General features: G+C 40.5%; 12 protein-coding genes. 2 read left to right on the top strand and 10 right to left on the bottom strand.

Annotation, left to right across the window (positions count from 1 at the left end; translation table 11 throughout):
* Position 1: 1 nt before the first annotated feature.
* From metX to ileS, 4 genes are all read right to left on the bottom strand, one after another.
* Positions 2-1,108 carry a homoserine O-acetyltransferase MetX gene (gene metX / locus CYP26_RS08050; RefSeq protein WP_103631027.1) on the bottom strand — a complete coding sequence of 369 codons (1,107 nt, stop codon included), beginning with the start codon at positions 1,106-1,108 and terminating at the stop codon, positions 2-4.
* On the bottom strand, positions 1,108-2,556 hold the full coding sequence (gene guaB / locus CYP26_RS08045) for an IMP dehydrogenase (RefSeq protein WP_009294929.1): 1,449 nt from the start codon (positions 2,554-2,556) through the stop codon (positions 1,108-1,110). The genes metX and guaB overlap by 1 nt, the downstream gene beginning before the upstream one ends.
* Before the next feature lie 4 nt (positions 2,557-2,560).
* Positions 2,561-3,919: an Asp-tRNA(Asn)/Glu-tRNA(Gln) amidotransferase subunit GatA gene (gene gatA, locus CYP26_RS08040; protein ID WP_103631026.1), complete on the bottom strand. Its 1,359-nt coding sequence runs from the start codon at positions 3,917-3,919 to the stop codon at positions 2,561-2,563.
* Between the two features lie 99 nt (positions 3,920-4,018).
* Entirely contained in the window at positions 4,019-6,775 is a 2,757-nt protein-coding gene (gene ileS, locus CYP26_RS08035; RefSeq protein ID WP_103631025.1) for an isoleucine--tRNA ligase, read from the bottom strand.
* A 95-nt stretch (positions 6,776-6,870) separates the two neighbouring features.
* Here ileS and CYP26_RS08030 point away from each other — a divergent pair, with 95 nt between their 5' ends.
* Both CYP26_RS08030 and CYP26_RS08025 read left to right on the top strand, forming a co-directional pair.
* Positions 6,871-7,968, top strand: coding sequence for a CinA family protein (locus CYP26_RS08030; RefSeq protein ID WP_103631024.1), 1,098 nt, complete (start codon positions 6,871-6,873; stop codon positions 7,966-7,968).
* 123 nt (positions 7,969-8,091) lie between these two features.
* Positions 8,092-8,442, top strand: coding sequence for a hypothetical protein (locus CYP26_RS08025; protein ID WP_258031458.1), 351 nt, complete (start codon positions 8,092-8,094; stop codon positions 8,440-8,442).
* Between the two features lie 293 nt (positions 8,443-8,735).
* Here CYP26_RS08025 and CYP26_RS08020 read toward each other — a convergent pair whose 3' ends face one another.
* The 6 genes from CYP26_RS08020 to CYP26_RS07995 all read right to left on the bottom strand — a co-directional run bounded on the left by CYP26_RS08020 (position 8,736) and on the right by CYP26_RS07995 (position 17,416).
* The gene (locus tag CYP26_RS08020; RefSeq protein ID WP_103631023.1) at positions 8,736-9,419 is read right to left on the bottom strand and encodes an ABC transporter substrate-binding protein; all 684 of its coding nucleotides are present in this window, start codon (positions 9,417-9,419) and stop codon (positions 8,736-8,738) included.
* Positions 9,420-9,962: 543 nt separating this feature from the next.
* Entirely contained in the window at positions 9,963-10,817 is an 855-nt protein-coding gene (locus tag CYP26_RS08015; RefSeq protein ID WP_103631022.1) for a TPM domain-containing protein, read from the bottom strand.
* A complete protein-coding gene (locus CYP26_RS08010) occupies positions 10,817-11,410 on the bottom strand; it encodes a LemA family protein (protein WP_103631021.1) in 594 nt (197 codons plus the stop codon). Before CYP26_RS08010 ends, CYP26_RS08015 begins: the two co-directional genes overlap by 1 nt.
* A gap of 110 nt (positions 11,411-11,520) precedes the next feature.
* Positions 11,521-16,347 (bottom strand): retention module-containing protein, encoded by a 4,827-nt coding sequence (locus CYP26_RS08005; protein WP_103631020.1) that lies wholly within the window; start codon positions 16,345-16,347, stop codon positions 11,521-11,523.
* Positions 16,348-16,639: 292 nt separating this feature from the next.
* Positions 16,640-17,047 (bottom strand): hypothetical protein, encoded by a 408-nt coding sequence (locus tag CYP26_RS08000; RefSeq protein WP_103631019.1) that lies wholly within the window; start codon positions 17,045-17,047, stop codon positions 16,640-16,642.
* Entirely contained in the window at positions 17,048-17,416 is a 369-nt protein-coding gene (locus CYP26_RS07995) for an L-arabinose ABC transporter (RefSeq protein ID WP_181000887.1), read from the bottom strand.
* Positions 17,417-17,434: the final 18 nt, after the last annotated feature.

Genomic DNA, 17,434 nt, shown 5'->3' with positions numbered 1-17,434 from the left:
TCTATCCTTTTAATATATTTTTTATATATCCATCAAATTTTTCTATCTCGACCAAAAAGGCGTCGTGGCCGTAGTTGCTATCTATCTCTATAAAATTTGTCCTATCTTCTCGCCCCATCTGGCAAAGTGCGTCATAAATTTCTCTCATGCAGCTTGGCGGAAAGAGTAGATCGCCCTTGAATGCGATTAGGTGTAAATTTGCTTTGATCGGTGCAAGGGCGTCTTTTAGGCTATCATAGTGCCTTGTGCAGTCAAAGATATTCATCATCTTTACGATATATAGGTAGCTTAGCGGGTCAAACCTCTTTGGGAAGTTGTAGCCGTTATACTCCATGTAGCGATCGACCTGAAAATGCCCAAAAAGATCGTAAAGGCCGTCAGTTTCTACGTAGTTTCGTCCAAATTTTTTATCCATGCTATCAGGGCTTAAAAAGCTGATGTGCCCTGCCATCCTGCCGTAAGCCATGCCTTTTAGCCCATTTTTTCTTATAAATTCTGCGTCGTATTCGCCTTTTTTGAAATTTTCATCATTTAAAATGGCTTCGATGGCGATTTTATTAAACGCTATCGCCCAAGGTTTGGTTTGGTAGGTGCTTGCAAGCATGACGATATCTTGGGCAAACTCTGGAAACTCGATAGCATAGCAAAGTGCCTGCATACCGCCAAGACTGCCGCCTATCACGGCTCTTGCCCTTGTGATGCCAAGCTCGCTAAATAGCCTCATCTGCGCCTTTACTACGTCGCTTATGGCAAGGACTGGGAAATTTAGCCGATACTCTTTGCCGCTACTTCGATCCACGCTTAATGGCGAGGTCGAGCCAAAGCACGAGCCTAAGATATTTACGCAAATAACGTAAAATTTATCCGTATCAACCGCCTTTTTGCTGCCTATTAGCCCGTCCCACCAGCCAGCTTTCTCATCGCCTGCGTATGTGCCAGCTGCGTGGTGTGAGCCAGTTAGGGCGTGGCAGATTACGATAACGTTGCTTTTATCAGCATTTAGCGTGCCGTAAGTCTCATAAATAAGCTTGAAATTTGATAGCATACGGCCACTCTCAAGATAGAGTGGCTCGTTAAATTTAATAGTTCTAGTTTGCAGGTCTAACACTAATTCACTTTGTAGTTTGGTGCCTCGTGAGTGATAACTACGTCGTGGACGTGGCTCTCTTTTAGTCCTGCGCTTGTTATCTCGACAAATTCGGCTCTTTCTTGAAGAGTTGGGATATCTTTTGCGCCGACATAACCCATAGCGCTTCTTAGGCCGCCTATTAGCTGATGTATCACATCTTTTATACTGCCAGCAAATGGCACACGGCCCTCGATGCCTTCAGGTACAAGCTTATCTTGAGCGGTGCCCTCTTGGAAGTAGCGGTCTGAGCTACCCTTTGTCATAGCGCCTATTGAGCCCATGCCACGATATACTTTATACTGGCGACCTTGGAATGTTATAAGCTCGCCTGGGCTCTCTTCGCAACCTGCTAGCAAGCTACCAGCCATAACGCACGCTGCCCCTGCTGCAAGGGCTTTTGCCACGTCGCCTGAATATTTTAAACCGCCGTCTGCGATAACTGGGATGCCATATTTTGCTGCTTCGCTTGCGCAGTCGTCAATCGCTGAAATTTGAGGCACACCAACACCAGCAACGATCCTTGTAGTACAAATCGAACCTGGTCCAATGCCCACTTTTATGCCGTCAGCTCCTGCTTCTGCTAGGTCTTTTACGGCTGCTGGGTTTGCGATATTGCCAGCTACGACATCAACTTTAAAATTTGCTTTTACCTCTTTTAAAGTATCGATGATGCCCTTTGAGTGGCCGTGAGCTGAGTCGATGACGATGACATCTACGCCAGCATCAACTAGCGCTTTAGCGCGGTCTATCTGACCCACGCCAATAGCCGCAGCCACGCGAAGTCTGCCGTAGCTATCTTTGTTTGCGTTTGGATACTCTTTACGTTTTTTTAGATCTTTTATAGTGATAAGGCCGTCAAGTCTGCCGTCTTTATCGACGATAGGTAGCTTCTCAACCCTATTTTGAGAGAAAATTTTCTCCGCATCATCAAGCGTGCAGCCCTTTGGTGCAGTGATAAGCGGTGCTTTTGTCATGCGGTCTTTTACCAAAGTGCTCATATTTGTCTCAAATCTCAAATCGCGGTTTGTTAAAATTCCTATTAGTTTGCGGTCTTTGTCGATGACTGGAACGCCTGAAATATGAAGATCTGACATAAGGCTTAGAGCTTCAGCCACGGTTGCTTCTGGATTTATAAAGATAGGATCGATGATGACGCCACTTTCGCTTTTTTTGACGCGTTTGACCTCTTTTGCTTGGCTTTCGACGTCCATATTTTTGTGGATGACGCCGATACCGCCGAGCCTTGCCATCATGATAGCAGTTCTATGCTCAGTCACCGTATCCATCGCAGCAGAGACGATCGGGATATTTAGAGTGACGTTTTTGCTGATCCTGGTTTTTACATCAACTTGCTTTGGCAAAATTTCAGAGTATTGCGGCACAAGAAGCACATCCTCAAATGTTAAAGCTCTCTTTACTATCTTCATATTTTTATCCTTTTATTAAATTTTCTAGGCTCTTAGCACCATTTATCAAGGTCTGTTCGTCCCACGCTTTTGCGATAAGCTGGGCGCTCACGTTTAAATTTTGATCATCTTTACCAACTGGCACAGAGATAGCTGGTAGGCCTGCTAAATTTACGCTGATCGTGTAGATATCGCTTAGATAGGCTTGAAGCGGATCGCTGTGTGCTCCAAATTTATAAGCTGTGCTTGGAGCAACTGGCATGAAGATGAGATCATTTTCTTCTAAAATTTTCTCGTACTGAGCTTTTATATGCGCTCTTGCTTTTTGCGCTTTGATGTAGTAAGCGTCGTAGTATCCGCTACTTAGCACAAATGTACCAAGCAAAATTCTCCTTTTTACCTCTTCGCCAAAGCCTTCTGAGCGTGAATTTACATATAGCTCTTTTAAATTTTTAGCATCTGCGCGTCTGCCGTATCTTACACCATCGTAGCGGCTTAAATTTGCGCTTGCCTCTGCGGTTGCTATGATGTAGTAGGCAGCAACGTCATATTTTGAGTCTTCAAAATTTGTGTAAGTTACGCTGTGTCCGTGTGATTTTAGCTTTTCGATCGCTAAATTTAAAGCAACTTTTGTCTGCTCGCTTGCGTTTTCTACGTAGTTTTTGATGACGCAAATTTTTAGCTTTTTGTTGCCATCTATCTTGTCGCTAACGCTCACAAACGGCACATCTGCGCTCGTGCTATCTTTTGGGTCGTGTCCAGCGATCGCGTCATATAAAATGGCTGCGTCTTCTACGTTTTGAGCGATAGGTCCTATCTGATCAAGGCTGCTTGAGTAGGCACCAAGGCCATATCTGCTCACTCTGCCATAAGTTGGCTTAAGTCCTACGCATCCACAAAATGCCGCTGGTTGGCGGATCGAGCCACCAGTATCGCTACCAAGTGCGGCTACTGCAAGGCCAGCTGCGACTGCTGCTGCTGAGCCACCGCTACTGCCACCTGGGACGTGAGCGTGATTTAGTGGGTTTAGTGTTTTGCCGTAAAATGAACTCTCAGTCGTGCTTCCCATCGCAAATTCGTCCATATTTGTGCGGCCAAATGGAGCTAAATTTTTGCCAAGTAGCTTCTCAATGACGGTTGCATTATATGGTGCTACGTAGCCTTGTAAAATTTTAGAAGCGCACGTGACACTCCAGCCTTTTACTTGGATGTTGTCTTTTATAGCGATAGGCACGCCCTCGCCTAGTTTTGCGATCTCTAAATTTGCTAGCTGCTCGACATAAGCGCCAAGCTCTTTTTCTTTTATGATCTTCGCCTCAAGCTCGGCTCTTAAATTTTTTATCTCTTCAGCTGAAAATTTCAAAGCTTCTTTTAAAGTTACCACTATTTTTATCCTTTAAATTTATTAACCAAAAATATGCCAAACAAGCTAACAACGACCACCGCAGCGATCGTTGCTATTATGATAGTTGCGCTTACTGGCTCACTTAGCACTTATGACCTCTTCGCATCTTGGGCATAGCGCATCTTCTTTGCTAGCGTTAAATTTCCAGCATCTTGGGCATTTGTGAAGGTTGCTTGCTATGATCTTAAATTTATCGCCCTCTAGCTCAAACTCGGCTAGTGGCTCACTATCGTCGTAAGGCCTAACTGAGCTTACCATATAAAGGTCAGCCACTTCGCGCTCGTCGTAGCCTGTGATGTTGTGGTTTGTGGTCTCTAGGCTTAGCTCTAGGGTTGATTTTATCTTTTTGTCCTTTTTAAGAACGTCCACGATCTCGTTAAATTTCTCCCTGCTGGCAAAAAGCAGCTCATCTTCAAAGCTAAGATCAAAAACGATCGGCTCATAAACTAAGTCAAACGCGTCTTTTGCATCGCCTTTGATGATCTTTGGAGCGTAGTCCATCACCTCATCAACGGTGTAAGTAAGCGTTGGAGCGATGAGTGGCAAAAGTGCCTTTGTAATGATCGCCATTGCGCTTTGAGCTGATCTTCTTCTTGGAGCGTCTTTTGCGTCGCAGTAGAGCCTATCTTTGCAAACGTCAAGATATACGCCGCTAAGATCAGCTGATAGGAAATTTAAAAGGATGTTAAAGCCCTTTGAAAAGTCGTAGTTTCTAAAGCAAGCGCTCGCCTCATCAAAGACCTTTTTAGCACGTGCTAATATCCATTTATCAAGGATGTTAAACTCTGTATTTAGGCTCTCAAGATCATTTACGTTTGCTAGTAAAAAGCGGATCGTATTGCGGATTTTGCGGTACTGCTCGCTTATTTGTTTTAATATATCTTCGCTTATTTTTAGGTCGCTTGAATAATCACTCATGCCAACCCAAAGGCGTAAAATTTCTACGCCGTGAGTCTTAGCTACGTCTTGTGGAGCGATGACGTTGCCCTTGCTCTTGCTCATCTTCTCGCCCTTAGCATCGACTGTAAAGCCGTGAGTTAGTATGCTCTCGTAAGGTGCGTGAGAATTTATAGCTGTGCTTACTAGAAGTGAGCTTTGAAACCAGCCACGGTGCTGATCTGAGCCTTCTAGATACATGCTTGCAGGGTATTTGCCAGCGTCGTAGTTGTCGCTTTGCAAGACCGCATGCCATGTCGAGCCGCTATCAAACCAAACATCAAGGATGTCCATCACTTTTTCTAAATTTTCAGCCTTGTATTTTGTGCCTTTTGGTAAAAGCTCGTCTATACTTAACGCCCACCACGCATCAGCGCCTTTTTCTTTAAAGATAGCCACGATATGGTCTAAAATTTCACTGTCAAATATAACTTCTTTTGTCGCTTTATCTCTGAAAAATGCGATCGGCACGCCCCAGTCACGCTGACGAGAGATGCACCAGTCTGGGCGATTTTCTATCATAGAGCCTATTCTTTTTATGCCCACACTTGGGTAAAATTTAACCTTTTCAAGCTCTTTTAGCGCTGTTTGTCTAAGCGTTTTTCCACCTAGTTTAGCCTCGTCCATAGCTATAAACCACTGCTTTGTGGCTCTATAAATGACAGGCTTGTGCGTTCTCCAGCAAAATGGATAAGAGTGTCTAAATTTAGATACGCTAAGCAAGCTTTTGCCAAGTAGCTCTAAAATTTTCTCATTTGCTTTAAAGATGTGCATACCTACAAACTCATCTACCACGTCACTTCTAAATAATCCGTGATGTTTTATGCTCTCATCGTAGCAGCCACCATCATCAACTGGCATCAAAATTTCACTAAAGCCATATTTCAAACAGACGTAGTAGTCGTCTTCGCCGTGTCCTGGAGCTGTATGAACAAGTCCAGTACCCCCATCCATCATGACGTGATCGCCCAGTAAAAATTTAGACTTTCTGCCGTTTAGTGGGTTTATCGCGTGAGTATTTTCAAGCAGGCTTGATTTAAACTCTTTTTTGATCTCACCCTTGCTTAGGCCGCTTTGCACAACGCTTTCAAGTAGTGGCTTTGCAAATATCAAATTTTCAGCCGTTAGCACATAAATTTCATCTGGCTTTAGGCTTATGGCTTGATTTGCTGGAAGCGTCCAAGGCGTGGTCGTCCAGATGACAGCGCTTGCCTCTTTTACGCCAAGCTTTTCTAGCGCGTCGCCATCAAGCTCAAATGCTACGTAAATAGAATAGTCCTCTTTCTCCTCGTACTCGACCTCAGCTTCAGCTAGCGCCGATCTAGCTGCCCAGCTCCAATAAACTGGCTTGCTTCTTTCAACCAAAAGCCCTTTTTTAGCGATCTCGCAAAGCGCTTTGTAGATGTCAGCCTCAAACTCAAATTTCATCGTCATGTATGGATTTTCAAAGTCGCCGATGATGCCAAGGCTTTTAAATTCATTTCGCTGAATGTCTATAAATTCTCTCGCATGCTGCCTGCAAAGCTCCCTGATCTCGACCTTGCTAAGCTCTTTTTTCTTATCGCCGAGCTTTACTTCGACTTGTTGCTCGATCGGCAAGCCGTGGCAGTCCCAGCCTGGCACGTAGCGGACATTTTCGCCGTAAAAATAATGCGTTTTTGTGATGATATCTTTTAAAATTTTATTTAACGCGTGGCCGATGTGTAGGTGGCCGTTTGCATACGGAGGGCCGTCGTGGATGTTGAAGTTTTTAACCGCATTTTGGCGATTTTTCTTCATTTTTTCATAAACCTTGCGCTCTTCGTACCATGATTTTAGTCTTTGTGGTTCATTTTGTGGGAGATTTCCGCGCATCGGGAAATTTGTCTCTGGGAGTAAAAGTGTCTCTTTGTAGTCCATTTTTTACCTTGATTTTAAAATTTGCTAATTTTACACCTGTGCTGGTTAAATCACACTGAAAAATAGTATAATGAGGCAAAAAAAGGAGCTTAAAAATGAGACAAAGTATCTTGATAATAGGCGAAGATCTTGAGATAAATAGAGAATTTCTAAACTACATTTTTCAAAGTTACGAGGGTCATTTTGGCGAGCTTGGAGTGGTTAGTTTTGCTCCGAAAAATAGCAAAGAGCTACCTTTTATCATCGAAAATTTATCAAAAGATTACGACTTTGTAAGCATTTTTGGCTCGGATGAAAATTTTGCCATCGCCGCAAAGATCGTAGCGACGCTAACTGGGGGCTCACTCGAGCTAAAAGATAGCACGACGCTTGCACTTAAAGATAGCTTAGACTACTCTAAAAATAGCTTCTTAGCCAGCCTAAATAAAGCCCAGATAAATCTCATAAAAGCTAATCCAAATGAAGAGTTGGGCGAGTTTTTAGTCGAGTACGAGCCTGATTTTAGCTACTTTCATCTAATAGACATCGACGCAGATAGCGCGAGGATCCTTATGCTACCACTTGCTAAAACTTATGAAGTTGATATCACTCTTGCGCAGATCCTGCCAAATTTGATACTAGTAAGGGCAAAAAGCAATAAATTTGGCCAGATCGAGAGCTTTTTACAAGGGGTAAAAACGCTATTTTCGCAAAAATTTATCCCACAAAAAGATGTGATCAAATTTATAGCAAAAAAGCTCATGCAAAAAGGGCTTAAAATTTCATTTGCTGAGTCTTGCACGGCTGGGCTTGCGGCGGCTAAATTTGCAAGATATGGCGGCATCTCAGCTAGCTTTGATGGCTCGTTAGTAACCTATGCAAATCACATAAAGCACGAGTGGCTGGGCGTTGAGGATGAAATTTTAGATACTTACGGAGCCGTGAGCGAGCCTTGTGTAAAAGCGATGATAAAAGGCACGCTAAGCACTACAAATGCGGACTTTGCGCTTGCTATTAGCGGTATAGCAGGACCTGGTGGGGGCACAGCTAGCAAGCCAGTTGGCACGGTATATGTCGCAGCTGGCGATAGAAATGGCAACATCGAGGTTGAGAGGCTACTTTTAAAAGGGGAGCGCAACTATGTTAGAGAGCAAAGCGTGCTAAGCGCCTATCTATGTTTGCTTCGTCTAAAAAGCGAGATATTTTTCGCGTAAAATTTTGCTTTTACTAAAAATTTATAAAAGGCTTACACTAAATTTAATGAGCTAAAATAAAATCCAGCGGTGATATTTACAATAAAATATCAAGAATAAAAAGCCAAATTTAGGAGGCTAAAGATGCTTAAAAAGATATTGTTACTCGCCATTAGTGCGTTATTTGCATTTGGCGCTGAGGCACAGGTGGGCGAGATAAAAGCAAGTGACTCGCCTTTTGGCTACGCTAGCATTGGTGCGGAGCAAAATTTTGGCGGATATGCCGGCAAAGAGAGTAAAGAAGTCGTCGTAAAAGATAGACAAGAGCTCGTAAAATACGCTCAAATGGGTGGTTACGTCATCTATGTGGATGGGCTCATAGACCTTAGCGAAGGCAAGATCCCGCAAAATGGCAATAGCGATGGGCTGGATAAATTTATAAGTGAGATTAGCGGTGGCGAGTTTGACACTTATACTAAATTTATGCGGGCTTAGAGCGCCTCATGCCGTGCAAATTTAGTAAGCTATAAATGTAACAAAGACACCATTTTTGAAAGCGGCAAATAGAGCTTTCTAAAAAAGGTAGCGTTTGTGAAAAGCTAACTAAGCCACCATTTGAGCCTCCATATAAATTTGAGCTCCTCAAAAGCTCAAACATCCAAAACTAGGCAAATAAAAACGCAGGCACTGGCAAACTAGCCATCATAAAATAATATCACCAAAGCCCCGAGCTAGCCAAACACTTGGGGCTAAATTTCTCAGCCTCAAAACCGACAAAAAGATAAATTTCACCCCTTTTTATAGGCATTTTCAACTCTTTTTTTATACTCTTTTGCACTTTCAAGTGCCCCTCTAAACTCGCCACTAACCGCCCTTAAAGCGTCATTTTTAAGCTCGATCTCATCTTTAAACGATCTGATCCTTGGCGTAAAAGCGACCTCATCCTCTCTAAAATCAGCCTCTTTTAGATCAAAGTTTAAATTTTTAACTTTTGCATTTAAAATGTGAAAGGTGCATTTTCTTGGTCCAAAGATGAAATTTCGCTCTTTTAACGGCTTTAAACTCCTTACCAAAATGCCGCCATAAAGTGCTGGCTCGCTCTTAAAAGAGATATCAAAACCAAAGTTGTGAAAGTAAATTTCGCCTGGCTCGCACGATCTTTTGTAGGTGTTTGTATCAAAGCAAGTGTAAATTTCAAGCTCACTAAATTTATACTCCACGCCGCTTACAACGAAGATCTTGCTTTGCATCAGCTCACACAAAAAGCCCTGAAATTTCGCGTCAAGATACGCCTTAAAACCTGCTATTTCAAGAAGCTCCTCTCTTTGGCTCTTATCTAAGCTTTTAAAGCCATCTCGCCTGAGTGCTTTAAATTTTTCTTTGTCAAAATGACTTTGCTCCAAAAACCCACTAAGCATTGCCGATAGATCAAATTTTGCAAAATGGCTTTTAAGTAGCTCGCCTGATAGCATTTTTGCTCCTAATTTTTTGGCATATTTTAAGAAATTTATCTTTTATATGCAAATGGCGAGTATAAAATACACAAAATGATCCTTTGTTCTACAAAGAAAAATGGCAAATTTTAAAATTTCGTGAGCGAGTAATTTCGGCTCTAAAATTTGAGCTAAGCGGCAAGCGAAGCCAAATTTTAGTAGTCAATTCTTGCGAGTGAGTGAAAGTTTAAAATTTGTAAATTAAAGTTTTTTAAAAATTTAAAGTTTTGTTTTTAAAAAAGGAGACAAGGGGACTTGAATTACGAAGCCGTCCCCTTATCTCCCTTTAGATCCCTCAATCCCCTCGCACGTTAGAGGGGCATGCTTTAGTGCTTCGCACTGCATGCGTTTTATTGAAATTCTAGTAAATTTTAAAATTTCGTGAGCGAGTAATTTCGGCTCTAAAATTTGAGCTAAGCGATGAGCGAAGCCAAATTTTAGTAGTCAATTCTTGCGAGTGAGTGAAGTTTTAAAATTTATAAAAACATAAAATTATTTTAAGAAAGCAAAAGCAGGTAAATTTCACCAGCTGCCGCTAGCTCCGCCTCCGCCAAAACCACCGCCGCCGCCACTAAAGCCGCCTCCTCTGCCGCTTGAGCGACCGCCGCCATTTGAGTCTGAACCACCTCGTCTAAAGCCCATTGGCAAAGAGCCACCTTGGCTATTTCTCTTAAAAACGTCTTTTAATATTAGAAAAAATACCGCAAATATAAAGGCAAAAACACCAAAAATGATAAGGTAGTTTTGCACGCCAAATCCCTGCTCAAGTGCGGTTGATACAAGTCCTGCAAAGCACGTGCTAAAGCCAGTTCGCATAAAAAATTTGCCAAAGATCACAGAGGCAAAACAAGAGAGCATGCCAACAAAAAAGGCAAACACGCCAAAAGGCAAGTCGCTAAGGCTAGTTTTGTTACTAAATTCCTCGCCGCTAGCCACTTTTATGATCGCCAAAACACCATCTTTCACGCCTTCGCTCATATTGCCGTTTTTAAACTCAGGTATCATCACGCTATTTATGATCTGGCTTGAGATGGCGTCAGTTAGCACCCCTTCAAGCCCGTATCCAACCTCGATGCAGACCTTTTTCTCATTTGGAGCAACCACTAAAAGCACGCCGTTACTATCTTCTTTTTGACCTAGTTTGTAGCCTCTAGCTATCTCTAAAGATAGCTCTTCGATACTCTTATTTTCAAGCGAATTTAAAGTCACTATGGCGATTTGCGTGGTGCTGTTTTGCTCGAAATTTTGCACTAAATTTAGAAGCTCATCTCTTTCGTTTTGTAAAAAGATATGAGCCTCATCATTGATCTGCTCATTGAAATTTAGAGCAAAACAAAAACAAAGCGCAAAGAGTAAAAGGCTAATGATTTTTTTCATTATTTCTCAAACGAAACTTTTGGGTTTTTCATATCTTCGCTGCTAACCTCGATGCCTTGCTTTGGCTTCATCTCTGGATGAAAGATACTAGCTATAAATTTACCAGGAAAGCTTCTAAGAGCTACGTTGTACTCTTTTACAGCCTCGATGTAGTCGCGTCTTGCTACGCTTATGCGGTTTTCTGTGCCTTCAAGCTGGCTTTGGAGTGAGAGGAAATTATGGTTTGCTTTTAGCTCTGGATAGCTCTCGCTAACCGCCATTAGCCTGCCAAGTGCGGAGCCTAGCTGACCTTGAGCTGCCATAAACTCTTTAACCTTTGCCTCGTCGCTAAGACTGCTTGCGTCGATGCTTACTTGCATGCTCTTGCTTCTTGCGTTTGCCACGTCTTCAAAGACCTTTTGCTCGTGAGCTGCGTAGCCTTTTACGGTTTCAACTAAATTTGGCACGAGATCGGCTCTTCTTTTGTATTGATTTAGCACCTGAGACCACTTCTCGTTGGTGTTTTCATCAAGCACCACAAACGAATTTGCGTATTTGAAAGCACCAAAAACAAGTGCGGCGATGACCACAACGATGGCTATTAAATTTTTCATGTCTTCTCCTTTAAAAGGGGTGATATTAGTAAAATAAGGCTTAAAAAATGATGTAAATTTGAAGTTAGGTAAGTGAAGTGAGTGCTTAGAGTGCACTCACTTTTTGGGGATTATAGGTCTGTTTGGACTTTATCGTCTATTTGTATATGGATAGTTTGTCCGCTTACTTGATCGACGCTTGAGTAGCCCTTAAAGCCACTATCTGCATGTATAGAAGGATCTTTTTCTAACTCCCACTTACCTTTGATATCCACTTTATTGGTTGCGTCACCTTTTATCTTAAGGATAGTGTTTAGATTATCAGTGATATCAAAGATTGCATTTGCATCAAATTTGATCTCAGAGTTGCCTTTAAGTTGGATATTTTCAAAGCTTTCAACTTTAGCATCAAGAAGATTAAGACGAGCCAAATGACTAAAATCAACTGTTTTTCCATCAACTATTAAAGTGTCACTATTGTTATCGCCACCTTTCATAGTTGTGTGCTCATTGTATTCAGCTGTAACTGCCTTAGGCAATATAGAGAGTTCACCAGTTGAAAGCTTTTTTAGACCGCCATCAGTTTCAAATGTAGCATCAACTTTTAGTTTGTATTCTGATATAGGGTTGATATCCAATGACTGCTCAAAGAAGCCTCTTGCTATATCATCAGTAGTTATAGTATGATCTTGATCCACATGTTTCATTTGTGAATGATCATTTGGATCAGTATACTGGATATTCACTTTATCACCGGCTCTTGCATCTTCATTAAGATAAATTTTAATAGGCGTTGTGTCCTGATCTTTAGAATTTTCATAAGTTTGCAACGCATTATCTCTGCTTGTATCTTCTGTAAATTGAATACCTCTTATAGCATCAATCTCAGCATGTGCTTTGACATTAATCTCATTGCCATTTTGATCTATTTTTGCTGTGCTCACTGAATTACCAAATGCATCAGTTAGAGTGACTTTCGCTTTTGTCTCTTGTCCTACTGCGATAGCTGCGTCAAGTACAAGTGGTTTGCCATTTTCAAGCGTGAAAGGGCGTGTGGTGAGATCGTCTTGATCTTGCAACTCTATCTTACCAAGCGCATCTTTGCTAATAACTTTGAAATTTTTAATTTTAGGCGTAGTATCACCAGGATTTGTGATCTCTACTTTTATGCTATCGCCGGCTATTATATTGCCAGGAAGAGATACATTTACTTTTGATTTATTACTACCTGACTCATCTCTTGTGATAATGCCATTATCATTTGCATCAGCTGCTATGCTTACACTTAGACCTTTGCTGCTTAATTGCTCTAGTTTTGCCTCTGCGTTAGCATTTGCCGTTTGATCATCTTGAGTAGTTATAGTTGCATCTACCTTTGTTTTCTCTCCTGGCTTCATAGGGACATTAAATACTTTAATAGTGTTGTCTTCTGTGATATCTTGTGGTATTTGTGGTATTCTACTATTTATATCTGTAGCAGTGATTTTACCATCTGCTGTTTTAGTTATTTTAAATTCTCTACTTTCTGGGGTACCAGTATTTGGATCAACATACTCAACTTTTACGTGATCACCTGTTACAACATTGTAAGGCACTTTTACACTTACTGTTGTAGTTTTTAGGTTGTGGTCTGATATAGCCTCATCTCTGCTTAGTTCATTGTTTCTGTTAGCATTATCTTCGTTGAAAATTACACTTAGCTCTTTATTGTTTATAGGCTCTAGTATCGCCTCTGCTGATTTAGATGCACCATTAGGTAACTCTACTTCAACCTTAGCAGGATTTTTAACGCTTACAGCGATACCATCTATCTTTAGTAAGTTACCGTCTTCTAAATGCACATTACCATCTTTGTCTTCTATCTTTAGAACATCACCAACCTTGCTAGTTACTTTATATGTAGTTGGTACACCATTTACTTTTACAACAAATGTATCATCTGTATGTAGGTCGCCACTTGGTAGAGATACGGTTGCAGATGTTTCTTTAACATTGCCATCTGAGTTTGCCTCATCTCTACTTAGCTTGCCATTTCTATCATTGTCTTCATCAATAAGCACATAGAATTTTGTGCCATTGCCATTGCCATCAGCATCAAGTGTGATATCACTACCAGCTTCTACCTTATCAACGCCTGTTGCATCGCTAACTGTTGCACTTACCTTGCTTGTTTTATCTTCCTCAAGCGGCACAGTATACTCAACAGCTTTATTGCCAACTACACCAACTACATTTGGACCATCTACTGTGATATTGCCATGAGCGTCTTTGTGGATAGTATGACTTGTAGTAGTTGGTGTGCCATTTTCTATGCTTGTAGTTATCTTTAGTATGTCACCATCTACAACATTGCTTGGTAGTTTTATGGTAGCCGTGGTTTTATCTAAAACACCATCTGAATTTGCTTCATCTCTATTTAGAATTCCATTAAAGTCTTTATCTTCTTTAAATATAACAGTCATATCATCGTGAAGATTTTCAAGAGTAGCGTGGTTTGTTACTATGGTTTTTGCAAAACCTTTAGCATCTGTAAATGTTGCCTGAGCCTCAGTGTTTTTACCTTCGCCTATTACTATGCCTGGTACTGTGATTTTATTATCACTATCAGCTGTTATAGTATCAGTGCCATCTGTTAGAGTAATGCTATTGCCATTTCTTGTGATAGTAAATTCTTTTTTTAAAGTTGTGTTGCCATCAGCTTTAACCTCAAGTATCATCTTGTCGTCAGTTATCACATTATTTGGCACTTTTACTTTTAGATCTGTCTTATGAAGATAATCATCTGTCTCATGAAGATCACCTTTTTCCTTATGAAGATAATGATCTTTCATACTCTCTTCTCTTGTGATAGATGTATTAGCATCAATGTCTTCACCAAAGAAAATTCCAGAGTCATCAAGCTCTGTTACGCTTACACTATTTGTTCCAGTAGCACTTTGAACATTGTCTTTATCGATGATAGTAGCTGAAATTTTAGTCTCAGCTCCTGTTAATGTACCAACGTGAGAAATTTGAAAGCCGTTGTCGCTTACTGCTACATTATTGTCATGCTCATCTGTTATCTTAACGCCTGAAGCATCTTTATGAACATTAAATTTAAGCGTTCTATCTTCAGTTGTGCCATCAAGCTGTGGCTCAGTGATCTTAACTTCGATCCTATCGCCATCTACTGCATTTTTAGGGATCTTGATTGTTGCAGTTGTGTTAAATTCATCACCATCAGCAGCTGAATCTTTTCTGCTCATAGTTTTTGAGTTATGCGCCTCATCAAAGATAACCTCAGGTGCTTTTACATGCTCTAAGCTAGCCGAAACTTCTGGCTCATTTATATATGTATCATGTCTGCCTGGTTTCATGTTTGTGATACTAGCTTTGATAGTGGTGTCTTGCCCGTGTCTTAGATCAAATCCTGGAACTTTAAACGAGTATTGGTTGAAGCTCTCTTTTGTCAATGGGAAATTTTGTCCGCCATTGCCAATCTCTGTTATACCAGTTATAACACCTTTATCGTCCATATGTATAGCGAATTTTCTATCATATGGTGCTTTTCCAGGCTCATTTATATGAAGTGTGAGTGTATCACCATTGTCTATTTTGTTTGGAAGTCTTATAAGAGCTGTTGTTTTATTTACCTCATGCTCGTCCATACTCTCTTGTCTTGAAATTTCATGAAGAGTATCTTGCTCTATAAATTTTATCTCCATGTTTCTACCGATAGGTATTACACTATCTTTGTCGGACTCTGCACTCTTTTGTGTGCCATCTGCAGCTACAACATGAGCGCTTGCATGGTTCCATACGTCAGGGAATACTGGAAGATCAGTATTTACCTTATGGTTATCAACATCTGCTTGCGTAAGAGGCACTTCTTTCGTTGTATCTTGTTTAGTTAGTGGATCAGTGTAAGTTATGACAACCTTATCGCCTGCTACAACATCTTTTGGAAGTGTAACTTCAACAGTTGTGCTTCTAAAGTTACCATCTTGGCTATTTTCAAAATCATCTATACCACCATCGTTTTTACCAGGATTATTTGTGTCTATATTTGCACCGATTCCAATATCTTCAGTAAATGTCAAAGTCGGTCTTACATCTGGCTCAACATTATCAGATGCTTCATTGCTTTTTATTGTATTTGGATCTGCGCTATCAGTAACATAAGCATCTACTTTTGAAATTTTACCCTCAGCAACTGGCATATCAGAGATGATTTTAGTAAAAGTATTATTTACTATATCAGTAGCATTGATAGTTATAGGTGATAAAGGCGTTACTGTGCCATCTGGTTTTGTTAGAGTAATATGAAGGATATCACCAGGGACAACATCCGTTACAGTTATTTTTACTGGACTTGTATTTAAATCATGAGAAGAGGCATTATTGTCAAAATTTTCTGTATAAGTTAAAAAACCATCGTTATTCTTATCTTCTGTAAATTCAACACTTACACTTGGTTTTGGAGGGATCAAGTCGCCACCATTAGCATTTCCATCACTATAACCACCTATTGGGCTATCGTATGAAGCAAAAGCTCTATTTGTATCGGTTAAATTTCTATAAGTTTCATTGATATTTGAGTAGTGACCGCCTTCAGCAAATCTAGCTTCGCCAAGGCTAACGCCATCTCCACCACCAGCAGCAGCATTACCACCAGCAGCAGTCTCTTCAAGTTTTGTTAGATCGCCACCATTTAAAATAGCATTTTGTAAAGCGCTTATATCAGCTAAGCCCTCAGCACCTATCGTATTTGGATTTAAAGAAAGCGTGTCACTGCCTAGTACAGTTAGCTCTTTGCCGTTATTTGCAACGATAGTTACTTTGTCGGCTGCATCGCTAGTTTTGACACTCTCGCCCATATAAACGATGTCACCAACTTTTAGCTCTCTCTCGTTTCCGTTTTGATCAACTGCGACTGCCTTACCTGTCAATGATTTTACTACGCCAGCTTCTTTAGCCATAAAACTCTCCTTAGTATTTTTTACGCGATTATATAATAAGACTATGCCTAGCGGCATTAAGTAAAATTTTGGTAAATTTAAGCTTATTTTTAGTTATTTAATATTCTTATATTCTGCTTTAATATTTTTATCTAATTTAACCTAAAAATAGTGTTTAGTGTAATTTTTATGTAAAAAATATTTAAGACATTCTATGTTACACATAGATATTTCGTTTCATAAAAGCGTTATTCTGAACGCCTTAAGAAAGAGCATCTTTTAAGCTAACACGAAAATATTATGCGATTTTTAGCTACTTTTGCCAAAAAATTTTCTTGCCAAAACCTAGAGTATTGCTCGTGAATTTAACCTTTTCAAGGCTTATAGACCAAATTTTTGGATCCATCGCTTTTGCGTAAAAAAATCTTTTAAAGTAAATTTCTCGCTCACTTTCGCTAGCCTCTCTCATCACCCCTTGAAACTGCACGCCCTCTATCTTGCCAACGATCTTTGTATCAAGAGCAATGGTGCCAGCAACGAGCTTTGAGTTTTTTAAAAATTTAACATGAGAGCTCTCATCACAGCTAGCTAGCAAAAGGCAAAAATTTACCTCATCAAAGGCGTAAAATGCGCTAAAAGCGTAAGGCTGACCCTCATCATCAACGACGCAGACACTTGCAAGGTGCATCTTTTTTAGAAATTTAACTATCCTCTCATCCATCTAAATTCCCCTAAAAATGTCAAGAATAGCTTGAAATTTAAAGATAACAACAAGCAAGATAACAACCCAGATCAAAAAGATAATGAGCTCGGTTAGGTTAAATTTATCATTTGCTACTTTTTTAAAAACAAGCATCGTTAAAAATGCTCCCAAAAAGCCACCGATTAGCGAAAAGTAGTGGATCGCATTTACTTTTACGAAGCTTGGCAAAAGCCCTTTAAAAAATAGTGAAAACATCAAAATGGCAAGCAAATTTGCAAGTATAAAGTAGTAGCCAACGACTGGCAAAACAGGCCATAGCCTAGCAAAAACAAAGCTTAAAACAGTGATAAACATCAGCAAAAAAACCCTAGTCCCAAAACAACACATCGCCCGTCCTTTTTTGAC

Origin of the sequence: Campylobacter concisus, from assembly GCF_002913225.1 — a bacterium.
GTDB lineage: Bacteria > Campylobacterota > Campylobacteria > Campylobacterales > Campylobacteraceae > Campylobacter_A > Campylobacter_A concisus_J.
This window is presented reverse-complemented; position numbering and strand designations above follow the sequence as displayed.

Excerpts from the sequence above, each read along its gene's own strand:
- guaB (WP_009294929.1), bottom strand. The coding sequence starts at position 2,556 with ATGAAGATAGTAAAGAGAGCTTTAACATTTGAGGATGTGCTTCTTGTG.
- ileS (WP_103631025.1), bottom strand. The coding sequence starts at position 6,775 with ATGGACTACAAAGAGACACTTTTACTCCCAGAGACAAATTTCCCGATG.
- CYP26_RS08030 (WP_103631024.1), top strand. The coding sequence starts at position 6,871 with ATGAGACAAAGTATCTTGATAATAGGCGAAGATCTTGAGATAAATAGA.
- CYP26_RS08025 (WP_258031458.1), top strand. The coding sequence starts at position 8,092 with ATGCTTAAAAAGATATTGTTACTCGCCATTAGTGCGTTATTTGCATTT.
- CYP26_RS08020 (WP_103631023.1), bottom strand. The coding sequence starts at position 9,419 with ATGCTATCAGGCGAGCTACTTAAAAGCCATTTTGCAAAATTTGATCTA.
- CYP26_RS08015 (WP_103631022.1), bottom strand. The coding sequence starts at position 10,817 with ATGAAAAAAATCATTAGCCTTTTACTCTTTGCGCTTTGTTTTTGTTTT.
- CYP26_RS08010 (WP_103631021.1), bottom strand. The coding sequence starts at position 11,410 with ATGAAAAATTTAATAGCCATCGTTGTGGTCATCGCCGCACTTGTTTTT.
- CYP26_RS08005 (WP_103631020.1), bottom strand. The coding sequence starts at position 16,347 with ATGGCTAAAGAAGCTGGCGTAGTAAAATCATTGACAGGTAAGGCAGTC.
- CYP26_RS08000 (WP_103631019.1), bottom strand. The coding sequence starts at position 17,047 with ATGGATGAGAGGATAGTTAAATTTCTAAAAAAGATGCACCTTGCAAGT.
- CYP26_RS07995 (WP_181000887.1), bottom strand. The coding sequence starts at position 17,416 with ATGTGTTGTTTTGGGACTAGGGTTTTTTTGCTGATGTTTATCACTGTT.